Origin of the sequence: Methyloversatilis sp. (assembly GCF_030696805.1) — a bacterium.
In the GTDB taxonomy this organism is placed as follows: Bacteria; Pseudomonadota; Gammaproteobacteria; order Burkholderiales; family Rhodocyclaceae; genus Methyloversatilis.
Genome location: NZ_JAUYRO010000115.1, coordinates 21,312 through 32,709, shown reverse-complemented (window position 1 = coordinate 32,709; position 11,398 = coordinate 21,312). Strand labels below are relative to the sequence as shown.

Annotated in this window: 9 protein-coding genes; 3 read left to right on the top strand and 6 right to left on the bottom strand. The window is 65.9% G+C overall.

Annotated elements, in window-relative coordinates; all coding sequences use genetic code 11:
* Positions 1-166 precede the first annotated feature (166 nt).
* From Q8R75_RS18500 to Q8R75_RS18480, 5 genes are all read right to left on the bottom strand, one after another.
* Positions 167-1,423 carry a glutamate-5-semialdehyde dehydrogenase gene (locus tag Q8R75_RS18500; protein ID WP_305613817.1) on the bottom strand — a complete coding sequence of 419 codons (1,257 nt, stop codon included), beginning with the start codon at positions 1,421-1,423 and terminating at the stop codon, positions 167-169.
* A gap of 406 nt (positions 1,424-1,829) precedes the next feature.
* Positions 1,830-2,834: a DNA polymerase III subunit delta gene (gene holA / locus Q8R75_RS18495; protein WP_305613818.1), complete on the bottom strand. Its 1,005-nt coding sequence runs from the start codon at positions 2,832-2,834 to the stop codon at positions 1,830-1,832.
* 5 nt (positions 2,835-2,839) lie between these two features.
* The gene (gene lptE / locus Q8R75_RS18490) at positions 2,840-3,355 is read right to left on the bottom strand and encodes an LPS assembly lipoprotein LptE (RefSeq protein ID WP_305613819.1); all 516 of its coding nucleotides are present in this window, start codon (positions 3,353-3,355) and stop codon (positions 2,840-2,842) included.
* A gap of 14 nt (positions 3,356-3,369) precedes the next feature.
* Positions 3,370-6,006 (bottom strand): leucine--tRNA ligase, encoded by a 2,637-nt coding sequence (leuS, locus tag Q8R75_RS18485; protein ID WP_305626946.1) that lies wholly within the window; start codon positions 6,004-6,006, stop codon positions 3,370-3,372.
* A 68-nt stretch (positions 6,007-6,074) separates the two neighbouring features.
* A complete protein-coding gene (locus Q8R75_RS18480) occupies positions 6,075-7,004 on the bottom strand; it encodes a mechanosensitive ion channel family protein (protein WP_305613363.1) in 930 nt (309 codons plus the stop codon).
* Between the two features lie 155 nt (positions 7,005-7,159).
* On the opposite strand from Q8R75_RS18480, the gene Q8R75_RS18475 reads away from it, so the two are divergent.
* From Q8R75_RS18475 to Q8R75_RS18465, 3 genes are read left to right on the top strand one after another with little or no spacing between them, the layout of a single operon-like run.
* Positions 7,160-9,385, top strand: a complete 2,226-nt coding sequence (locus Q8R75_RS18475) for a UvrD-helicase domain-containing protein (RefSeq protein WP_305626945.1) — start codon at positions 7,160-7,162, stop codon at positions 9,383-9,385.
* Between the two features lies 1 nt (position 9,386).
* The gene (locus Q8R75_RS18470) at positions 9,387-10,286 is read left to right on the top strand and encodes a tetratricopeptide repeat protein (protein WP_305614608.1); all 900 of its coding nucleotides are present in this window, start codon (positions 9,387-9,389) and stop codon (positions 10,284-10,286) included.
* On the top strand, positions 10,283-10,924 hold the full coding sequence (locus Q8R75_RS18465; RefSeq protein WP_305614607.1) for a poly-gamma-glutamate hydrolase family protein: 642 nt from the start codon (positions 10,283-10,285) through the stop codon (positions 10,922-10,924). Before Q8R75_RS18470 ends, Q8R75_RS18465 begins: the two co-directional genes overlap by 4 nt.
* Here the strand turns inward: Q8R75_RS18465 and Q8R75_RS18460 are convergent.
* Positions 10,863-11,360, bottom strand: coding sequence for a hypothetical protein (locus Q8R75_RS18460; protein WP_305614606.1), 498 nt, complete (start codon positions 11,358-11,360; stop codon positions 10,863-10,865). The two genes, Q8R75_RS18465 and Q8R75_RS18460, sit on opposite strands and share 62 nt — an antisense overlap.
* Between the last annotated feature and the right edge of the window lie 38 nt (positions 11,361-11,398).

The window sequence follows — 11,398 nt, the reverse complement described above, 5'->3', positions numbered from 1 at the left end:
GCGATGCCGGGTGATACGGTGCTGTCGGGCATCGCTACGCTCACCCCAACCTACGGCGATGCGACACACGTAGGTTGGGGTGAGCGCAGCGATGCCCAACAAGACTTCCCGAAAGACTCGCCTTTCCCCGAAGCACGGACGATCACCCCGGCAGCGGTACGGACCTTCAGGTCCGCACCTGGCCATCCCCCAGCACCACCCATTTCTGGCTGGTCAGGCCGTCCAGGCCGACCGGGCCACGCGCGTGGATCTTGTCGGTCGAAATGCCGATCTCTGCGCCCAGTCCGTATTCGAAGCCATCGGCGAAGCGGGTCGATGCATTGATCATGACCGACGCCGAGTCGACCTCGCGGATGAAGCGCATCGCCCGCGTGTGATTCTCGGTGACGATGGCGTCCGTGTGCTGCGAGCCCCAGCGGTTGATGTGCTCGATCGCCTCATCGAGCGAATCGACGATGCGCACGGCAAGGATGGGCGCCAGATATTCGGTCGCCCAGTCATCGTCAGTGGCAGCCGTCATCGCCGGCACCAGCGCGCGCGAACGTTCGCAGCCGCGCAGTTCCACACCCTTGCCGAGATAGATGTCGGCCAGCCGGCCTAGCACGCGCGGTGCCGCAGCGACATGCACAAGCAGCGTTTCCATCGTATTGCAGGTGCCGTAGCGGTGGGTTTTCGCGTTGTCGGCGATGCGCACCGCCTTGTCGTCATCTGCCTGCTCGTCGATATAGACATGGCAATTGCCGTCCAGATGCTTGATCACCGGCACCTTGGCGTCACGCGAAATGCGTTCGATGAGCCCCTTGCCACCGCGCGGCACGATCACATCGACGAACTGCGGCATGGTGATCAGCTCACCCACCGCCGCGCGGTCGGTGGTGTCGACCACCTGCACCGCTGTTTCCGGCAGACCAGCGGCGACCAGACCGTCGCGCACGCAGGCGGCGACCGCCTGATTGCAGCGTGCGGCTTCCGAGCCGCCGCGCAGGATGGCGGCGTTGCCGCTCTTCAGGCACAGCGCGGCGGCGTCGGCCGTCACGTTTGGCCGCGCTTCGTAGATGATGCCGATCACACCCAGCGGCACGCGCATCCGGCCCACCGTGATGCCGCTGGGGCGGCGCTTGAAATCGGTCATTTCGCCGACCGGATCGGGCAGCGCGGCCACCTGCTCCAGGCCGGTCGCCATCGCTTCCACACCCTTGGCAGTCAGCGTCAGGCGGTCGATCATCGCCGCATCCAGACCGTTGTCGCGCGCAGCGGCTACGTCGGTCGCATTGGCTTCGAGCAACTGAGGTGCGCGGTCACGCAGCAGTGCGGCGATACGCATCAGCGCATCGTTCTTCACCGCGGTCGATGCCTGCGCAACGACGCGCGAAGCAGCCCGGGCCTGACGGCCCAGCTTATTCATGTAGTCCTTGATGTCCATCCTGTGTCCTGAAATGCTCTGTAGCGGTGACTGCGGGTAAAGGCGGATGAAAGCAGAAAGCGCGGCCGCGTGCCACCGGTTTCTGCCGGAGGAGGGGGTCGGGCGATGTCGTTGGGCATCGCTGCGCTCACCCCAACCTACGGGGTGGGCGCGGGTGCGGTGATGAGGAGATGTCGATGGGGCGCTACTGCGACGCAGGTCGGGGCGGGTGCGGTGTGGTGTGTTGGGCATCGCTGCGCTCACCCCAACCTACGGATTTGGCGCGGGTGCGGTGATGGAGCCAGTTTGTTAAGGCGATAACACTGCGCAGGTCGGGACGGGCTCGTCTTTGTAGGTTGGGGTGAGCGCAGCGATGCCCAACAGCAACCCGTCCCCCATACACATCCACATGCACCCGTGGCAAAACTCAGCGCGCGCACACCCGTAGCGCGATCTGCAGGAACTCGTCCCACACATCGCCGCGCGCAACACCCTTGATCATGCGGTCGAGCCGCGCCGCCTGCATCAGAGCCGTGCGTGTGGCGGCGGATGACAGCCGCGCCAGCGCGCGTCGGTACGGCGACTGCCGGGCACCGAAGATGCGGGCAGTGGCCAGGGCTTCGTCGGCACTGCGCCCGGCGTCCATTTCAGCCCGCGCCGTCGCCAGCGTGCGCAGCTCGGCCACGATGATCCACAGCACCAGCGGCGCGGCCACGCCTTCGGCGCGCAGGCCGTCGAGCAGCCGGCTTGCCCGTGCTGCATCGCCGGCCAGCAGCGCCTGGCGCAAGTCTTCCACGTCGTAGCGCGCTACATCCATCACCGCATTTCGCACCTGCTCCAGCGTGAGTTCGCCCGGCGGATGCAGCAGCCCGAGTTTCATCACTTCCTGATTGGCGGCCAGAAGATTGCCTTCGACATGGGTCGCCATGAAGTCGAGCGCGTCCCGATCCGCGCTTTGCTGCTGCCGAGACAGGCGCGCGGCCAGCCAGTCCGGCAGGCGGTCGAGCGGAGGCGCGTTCAGCTCCATCACCACGCCGGTCGCCGACAGCGCGGCAAACCAGGCGCTCTTCTGCGCCTTCCAGTCCATCTGCGGGAGCGTGATCAGCGTCACCGTCCCGGCGGGCGGACTGGCCGCAAAGCGCGTCAGCACGTCGCCGCCGTCGCGCCCCGGTTTGCCGGTCGGAATGCGCAGGTCGATCAGCTTGTCGCCCCCGAACAGCGACATGTTGCCGGCCGCTTCGGCCAGCGCCGACCATTTGAAGTACTGCGTTACTACCAGCACTTCGCGCTCGGTGAAGCCGCGCGCCCGCGCCGCGGTGCGGATCGAATCCGCCGCTTCGATGACCAGCAGCGGCTCGTCGCCGTGCAGCACGTAGAGCGGCGCGAGCGAGCCTTTCAGGTGGCCGTCGAGCTGTTCGGCGCGCAGCTGCATGCGGGTCAGGCGGGTTTCTTCTTGATGGCCTGCAGGCGGCGCAGCAATTGCTGCACGACATCGCCCTGCATTTCGGCGTACAGCAGCTGTTCCTCTTCCTGCTTGGCCAGCACTTCGACGTCGTTGGACGTGATGTCGCGGCGGACTTCGATCGTTGACACCGGCGCGATTTCCTCGCCCTTCGGGCTCCGGACCTTGAATCCGAAGCGCTGTCGCAACTGGTATTCACGCACCCGGCCGGCGGAGTTCAGACTCAGGATGACCTTTTCGACGCGGTTTTCCGTGATGTCGATGACTGCATCGGCGTCCTTGAGCTCGTCGGTGACGCGGGTCGTGCTCTGGGCGTTGATGGCGCGCCGGATCTGCGCCGTCATTTCGGCGTAGGGGCTGGCATTGATGAACACGGTTGCGAACGGCAGGTCACGCACGCCGCGCAGGTGGAAGCCGCAGGCGCCGAGCAGCAGCGCACTGCCGGTGGCGGCGATCAGGCTGCGGCGGGCCTTGAATTCAGGGGCGGTCACACGTTTCTCCCGCGTCAGCACACGATGTTGATCAGACGGCCGGGCACCACGACAACCTTCTTCGCCGGCTTGCCTTCCATGAATTTCTGCGCCGCCTCGCTGGCCAGCGCCTGCGCTTCGATGACGTCCTTCGCCGCGTCGGCGGCCACGCGCAGGCTGCCGCGCAGTTTGCCGTTGACCTGCAGCATCAGTTCGACTTCGTCCTGCACCAGCGCCGAGTCGGCCGGTTCGGGCCACGGTGCGTTCAGGATGTCGTCTCCGAAGCCGCAGTCGCGCCACAGCACATGCGTGATGTGCGGACAGATCGGCGACAGCACGCGCAGCAGGATGGACAGGCCTTCGGCGACTACCTCGGCGGCGAGCGCGCCTTCGCGCGGCGCCTTCTCGAGCGCGTTGAGCATTTTCATCGCGCCCGACGCGACGGTGTTGAACTGCTGCTTGCCCAGATCGTAGCTGGCCTGCTTGAGCACAAGATGCAGGTCCCGCCGCAGATCGGCCAGTGCAGTCGGCAGCTTCGCGTTGTCCAGGGTCGGACGGGCCGGCATCTGCGCACGCAGTTCGGCGTCGAAACCCTGCGCGAAGGCCCACACCCGCTTCAGGAAGCGGTGCGCGCCCTCGACGCCGGCGTCGTTCCATTCCAGCGTCTGTTCCGGCGGGCTGGCGAACATCATGAAGAAGCGTGCCGTGTCGGCGCCGAACTCGTCGATGATGGATTGCGGATCGACGCCATTGCGCTTGGACTTTGACATCGTGCCCATGCCCTGGAAGTCGACCGGCCGGCCGTCGGCGATCAGCGTGGCACCGGTGATGCGGCCGGCATCGTCGCGCAGCGGCGTCACCTCTTCCGGCGCGTAGTATTCGATGCCACCCTTGTCGGTGCGGCGCGAATAGATGTGGTTCAGCACCATGCCCTGGGTCAGCAGGCGGCCGAACGGTTCGGTCACCGTCGTCAGCCCCATGTCGCGCATCACTTTGCACCAGAAGCGCGAATACAGCAGGTGCAGGATGGCGTGCTCGATGCCGCCGATGTATTGGTCGACCGGCATCCAGTAATTGGCGCGTTCATCGACCATCGCGCCATCGTTGCCGGCCGAGCAGTAGCGCGCGTAGTACCAGCTCGAATCGACGAAGGTGTCCATCGTGTCGGTTTCGCGCTTCGCTGGCGCCCCGCAGGTCGGGCAGGCGACGTGGATGAAGTCGTCGCGCTTGAGCAGCGGGTTGCCCGAGCCATCCGGGATGCAGTCTTCCGGCAGCACCACCGGCAACTGATCGTCCGGCACCGGCACGTCGCCGCAGTGCTCGCAGTGGATGATCGGTATGGGGCAGCCCCAGTAGCGCTGGCGCGATACACCCCAGTCGCGCAGGCGCCACTGGATCTTCTTTTCGCCCCCTTTTGCGGCGAGATCGGTCGCGACCGCGTCGACCGCCGCTTCGTAACCCAGCCCGTCATACCGACCGCTGGCGGTGCAGAGTCCGTCCTTGGAGGCGTACCACTCGGCCCACGCATCGGTCGAGAACACCTTGTCGCCAAGCGAAATCACCTGCCGGATCGGCAGGTCGTACTTCCTCGCAAAACCGAAATCCCGCTCGTCGTGCGCCGGCACCGCCATCACCGCGCCGTCGCCGTAGCTCATCAGCACGTAGTTGCCGACCCACAGCGGCACCGCTACACCGGTCAGCGGGTGGACGACGGTGAGCCCGGTCGGCAAGCCTTCCTTCTCCATGGTCGCCATGTCGGCTTCCATCACCGAGCCGTGCTTGCACTTTTCGATGAAGGCGGCCAGTTCGGGATTGTTGCGTGCAGCGTGCGTGGCCAGCGGGTGTTCGGCGGCCACGGCGCAGAAGGTGACGCCCATGATGGTGTCGGCACGGGTGGTGAACACCCACAGCCTGCCGTCGTCGATCAACGCGCCCGCGTCGTCGCGGATGTCGTGCGTGAAGGCGAAGCGCACACCGGTGCTCTTGCCGATCCAGTTCGCCTGCATGGTTTTCACGCGCTCGGGCCAGCCCTCCAGCGTGTCGAGATCGTTCAGCAGTTCGTCGGCGTACTGCGTGATGCCGAAGTAGTAGCCGGGAATTTCGCGCTTCTCGACCGGCGCACCGGTGCGCCAGCCGCGACCGTCGATCACCTGTTCGTTGGCCAGCACGGTCTGGTCGACCGGGTCCCAGTTCACGACCTGCGTCTTCTTGTAGGCGACGCCCTTTTCCAGCATGCGCAGGAACAGCCACTGGTTCCACTTGTAGTACGACGGCTGGCAGGTCGCCAGTTCGCGGCTCCAGTCGATGGCGAAGCCCAGCGACTGCAGTTGCTGCTTCATGTAGGCGATGTTGTCGTAGGTCCACTTCGCCGGCGGCACCGCGTTCTTGATTGCCGCGTTCTCGGCCGGCAGGCCGAAGGCGTCCCAGCCCATGGGCTGCAGCACGTTGTAGCCGCGCATGCGGTGGAAGCGCGTCAGCACGTCGCCGATCGTGTAGTTGCGCACATGGCCCATGTGCAGCTTGCCCGACGGATACGGAAACATCGACAGGCAGTAGTACTTCGGTTTCGATCCGTCCTCGACAGCGCGGAAGGCCTGCGTGTCGTCCCAGTAACGGCGGGCGGCGGATTCGACGGCGGACGGCTGATAAGTGGAGGTCTGTTTTTCTTGCATGACGCGGGTTGCGGCGGAAGTTTTGGCGCCGGACTGGCGCGAGCCCGCGATTATAGGGCGAGCGGCGATCAGGCAGAGGACAGCTTGCGCGGCGTCAGCCGGCTGCTCATCTGCTCGATCAGCGCCTTTTCGGTCTCGCGCGCGAACGACAGCGTGACCTGCGGATACGGGATCTCGTGGCCGCGCGCATCGAATTCGGCTTTCAGCCGGCGCAGGAATTCGCGCTTCACTTCCCACTGCGCCAGAGCCACCACCTTCAGCCGGGCGCGCAGCGTCACCGTCGAGTCGTCCCACGACTGAACGCCGGCGATGTCCAGGTCGCCCAGTATCTTCGGCCCGAGCTGTTCGTCTTCACGCAGTCCGGTGGCCACTTCCTTCATCACCTCGAAGATGTCGTCCACCCGCTCGCGGTAGTGCATGCTGACGTCCAGAACCGCATGGGCAAACTCGCGCGACCGGCTGGTGACGGTCGTGATTTCACCATTCGGCACCCAATGCACATTGCCTTCGTAGTCGCGCAGGCGCACAAAGCGCAAGGTCACTTCCTCGACCGCGCCATCGTGGCCGGCAATGCTCACCACGTCGCCGACCCGGATCTGGTTCTCGAGCAGTACGAAAAAGCCGGCGAACAGATCCTTCACCAGACTTTGTGCGCCGAAACCGATGGCGATGCCGGCGACACCTGCGGTGGCCAGCAGCGGCGCGACCGACACACCGATCACGCTGAGCACCAGACCGCCGGCAATGACGAACACCACCACGGAGGCGGCGTAGCGCGCCACGCGCACCAGCGTGTCGATGCGCTTGACGTCTTCGGTGCAGTCGGTGCGGTTCTTCAGCGCGGCATAAACGAGATTGATCGCCCGTCGCGCGGCGAGGCGCAGGCCCCAGGCCAGCAGCAGGATGAAGCCAAGCCGTATAGACAGGTCAAGCAACAGTGGCAGGCGTTCCATCGCCCAGCTGTAGAACCAGGTGGTCCATTGCGTCCATTCCGCCATTCTTGTGGTCTCCCTTGCAGTGATGTCTCCTTTCCCGACACCCCTCTGCCGTGTCGGTTCCCGCCATGACGGCATCGAAAGCAGGGGCCGGGCACTGCGAGGGCCCGTCATCGCCCACCGCTGTGGTGGCGGGCTGCGCGGTTAGAATCGGCCGGATGAACGCAAATCCGCTCCTCGCTGGTCTGAATGAACCGCAATTCCAGGCGGTCACGCTGCCTTCGCAGTCGGCACTCATCCTGGCCGGTGCCGGCTCCGGCAAGACGCGCGTGCTGACCACCCGGCTTGCCTGGCTGATTTCGACCGGGCAGGTGTCGCCGCACGGCATCCTTGCGGTCACCTTCACCAACAAGGCGGCCAAGGAAATGCTGGCGCGGCTGACCGCCATGCTGCCGATGAATACGCGCGGGCTGTGGATCGGCACCTTCCACGGGCTGTGCAACCGCATGCTGCGCGCGCACTGGAAAGAAGCCGGCCTGCCGCAACTGTTCCAGATTCTCGATTCGGCCGACCAGCTGTCGGCGATCAAGCGGCTGCTCAAGGCGCTGAACATCGACGACGAAAAGTTTCCGCCGCGCGAGCTGACCTACTTCATCAATTCGGCCAAGGAACAGGGCCTGCGGCCGCACGAAGTCGAAGCGTTCGACGATTTCGCACGCCGGCGCGTCGAGCTGTATCAGGCTTACGAGGCACAGTGCCAGCGCGAAGGCGTGGTCGATTTCGCCGAACTGCTGCTTCGCTGCTACGAGTTGCTGATGCGTAACGAACCAATACGCGCGCACTACCAGCGGCGCTTTCGCCATCTGCTGGTCGACGAATTCCAGGACACCAATGTGCTGCAGTACCGCTGGCTCAAATTGCTGGCCGGTCTGGGCACCGAACATCAGGCAGCGGTGATGGCGGTCGGCGACGATGACCAGAGCATCTACCGGTTTCGTGGTGCCGAGGTCGGCAACATGCGCGATTTCGAACGCGAATTCCATGTCGACAACGTCATCCGGCTGGAACAGAACTACCGTTCGCACGGCAACATCCTCGACGCGGCCAACGCCGTCATCAAGCAGAACACCGGTCGGCTCGGCAAGAACCTGTGGACCGAAGCCGGCAGCGGCGAGCCGCTGCGTGTCTTCGAGGCGTTCAACGACATCGAGGAAGCGCGCTGGGTGGTCGAGGAAATCAAGGCGCTGATCAATGACGGCGCGGCGCGCTCCGACATCGCGCTGCTCTACCGCAGCAACGCGCAGTCGCGCGTGCTCGAACACGCGCTTTTTTCGGCCGCCATCCCCTACCGCGTCTATGGCGGCCTGCGCTTTTTCGAGCGGCAGGAAGTAAAGCACGCACTCGCCTACATGAGACTGATCGCCAACCCGCACGACGACACCGCATTCACCCGGGTGGTGAATTTCCCGACCCGCGGCATCGGCGCCCGCTCCCTGGAACAGCTGCAGGACGCGGCGAAGGCATCCGATTCCAGTCTGTACGGCGCGCTGAACCTGCTGACCGGCAAGGCTGCGCAGTCAGTCGGGCATTTCATTGATCTGGTCGATCAGCTGCGCTTCGCCTGTGAAGGGCTGACGCTGCCGGAAATGGTCGAGCAGGTGCTGGAACTGTCGGGCCTGCGGGCGCACTACAAGGCCGAAAAGGAAGGGCAGGAGCGCATCGCCAACCTGGATGAAATCATCAATGCGGCGAGCAACTTCATTTCCGAAGAGGGCTATGCGCAGGTGGCGGCCGAAGACGAAGCCGCACCGCCCGATCCGCTCGCGGCTTTCCTGTCGCACGCTTCGCTGGAAGCCGGCGAACACCAGGCGGATGCCGGCCAGTCAGCGGTGCAGCTGATGACAGTGCATTCGGCGAAGGGGCTGGAATTCGATGCGGTCTTCCTTGGTGGCCTGGAAGAGGGCTTGTTCCCGCACGAGAACTCCATTCTCGAACGCGAGGGACTGGAGGAGGAGCGGCGGCTGATGTACGTCGCCATCACCCGCGCGCGCCGCCGTCTCTACCTGTCGTTCGCGCAGTCGCGCATGCTGCATGGCCAGACCCGCTACAACCTGCGCAGCCGATTCTTCGACGAGATACCGGCCGATTTGATGAAGTGGCTGACGCCGCCCGCCACGGCGCGTGGCTTCGGCAGCTTCGGCAACGCGGCGGTGCCGCCGCCGCCATCCAGCAGCAACCCGCGGACCTTCGGCAGCGGCCGCAAGTCGCCGTCGAGCAACGACACCGGTTTTCGCATCGGCCAGCAGGTCAGCCACGCGAAGTTCGGCAGTGGCGTCATCGTCAGTGCGGAAGGGTCCGGCTCGGACGCCCGGGTACAGGTCAACTTCGGTCGAGAAGGCGTCAAGTGGCTGGCGCTGGCGGTGGCCAAGCTGAGCGCGGTCTGACATGAAGCGGTGCGTCGCCCTCCTGTTCCCGGCGCTGCTGTGCAGCGTAGCCGGGCAGGTCGTGGCCAGCGATCAGTGGCGCACTGCGCATCTGCGGGGCGAATGCGAAACGGCCCTGACCGAGGCGCGCGCCGCCGCGGATGAAGGTAGTCCCGAGGCCCTGCTGCAGCTGTCCGACTGGCATTTCTTCGGCACCTGTCTGGACAAGGACGACGTCGCATCTGCGCGCCTCGCCCTGCAGGCGGCACAGGGCGGACTGGCGCGCGCGCAGGCGGTGGTCGGTCAGCTGTACGCCAGCGGCCTGGGTGTCGAGCGCGATGATGCCGAGGCGCGCCGCTGGTACCTGCTGGCGGCCGACGCCGGCGATGCGGAAGCCATGTTGCTGCTGGCGCGCCACCTCGAAGCCGACACCACCAACCCGGTCGCGGCCGATATCGCACTCGCCTGGGCCAACCGGGCCGCCGAGGCCGGCTATGCGCCGGCGTACGTCCATCTGGCCCAGCGATACAGCGGCGGCGGCGCGCAGACCGACTACGCGAAGGCGGCGCAGTGGCTCGACCGGTCCATCCAGTCCGGCTACAAGGACAACGGCGTGTGGGTTGCCTATTCGTGGGCCTGCCTGAACCTCGGCCGCTACGACGATGTGCTGCGCGCGGCCGATCAGGTGCCGAAGGAAGCCGCCGAGTACAAGGCAGCGCAGATCAACCGCGCGCACGCGCTGTTGCTGAACGGCCAGATCGGCAATGCGCGCGAGATCTATGCCGCCAACCTCACGCTGCGCGGCGAAGCCGAGTTCCGTCGCATCCTGCGTGACGACTTCGCCGAACTGCGCCGCTCCGGCCGTGCGCACCCGGCGATGGCGCGCATCGAAAAGCTGTTCGCCATCGGCGCTGACGAGTGAAGGGCGTTGCGGTGCATCGCGACCGCTACCGCAATTTCGGCGAACTGGCCGCTGCCCACGTCGATGGGCGTGATTACCGCATCACGGTGAAGTCGCGTGGCAGCGGTATCGCCGTGATCGCGCCGCACGGCGGGCGCATCGAGCGCGGTACTTCGGAAGTGGCGCGCGCAATTGCCGGCGAGGCGTTCGATCTTTATCTGTTCGAAGGCTGTCTGCCGTCACTCAATTTCGAGACCCTGCACCTGACCAGCCGGCATTTTGACGAGCCGCGCGCGCTGGCGCTGCTCGCCGGTTGCCACACGGTGCTGGCGGTACATGGCGTGGCTGACACCGGACAGCGGGCGTTGCTCGGCGGGCGCGACTGCACCCTGGCCTGCGCGATCGCCGACCGGCTGTTCGTGCGCGGTGTGCGTGCCCAGGTGTCGGGTCACCGCTATCCTGGCCGGGACGCCGCGAATGTGTGCAACCGCGGCTCGCGCGGGCAGGGCGTACAGCTGGAATTGAGCGACCGCCTGCGCGGGGGGGCGCTGGAACCGGCGGTGGTCGAGGCGGTGCGCTGCGCGCTGCAGGACAGGTTCAACTGCCGCCGCGCAGTGGCGCCGCCAGATCTCCGGAACAATTCAGGTACTGCGCCGTAACGTCGCGCGGTGCCGGGCCGGTGAACGGGATTTCGATGTCGCCGCCGACCTGCCCGAGCACCAGGGTGCCGCCGAAGAACATGAAGTTGCGCATCAGCGTTGCCCAGTCCAGCCGTGCATCGGCTTCAAAGCCGGGCAGCGTGAGCAGACCTTCGTTGGGCACCAGCAACACGGCTGGCCTGAACTGGCCGATTTCGAGCCGGGCAAGCACCGGCAGCGCACCGCCGCCGGTCGGTGGCCTGACTTCCACCCGCGCCGCCACGTCGTCTCCCACCCGTTCGCGCAGGATCTGGATGTCCCAGCCCTGTATCGACACCGCGCTGCCGCAGCGGCGCGGCCAGCCGCTGTCCAGACCGACCACCGCGCGATAGTTGCCGGCCGCTCCGGCGGCGACGGTGCCCAGACAAAGCAGAAGGAAAAGTAGGCTGCGCAGCATAGCGACTCAGACAGGGCGAGGCGGCTGCGAGTTCGACC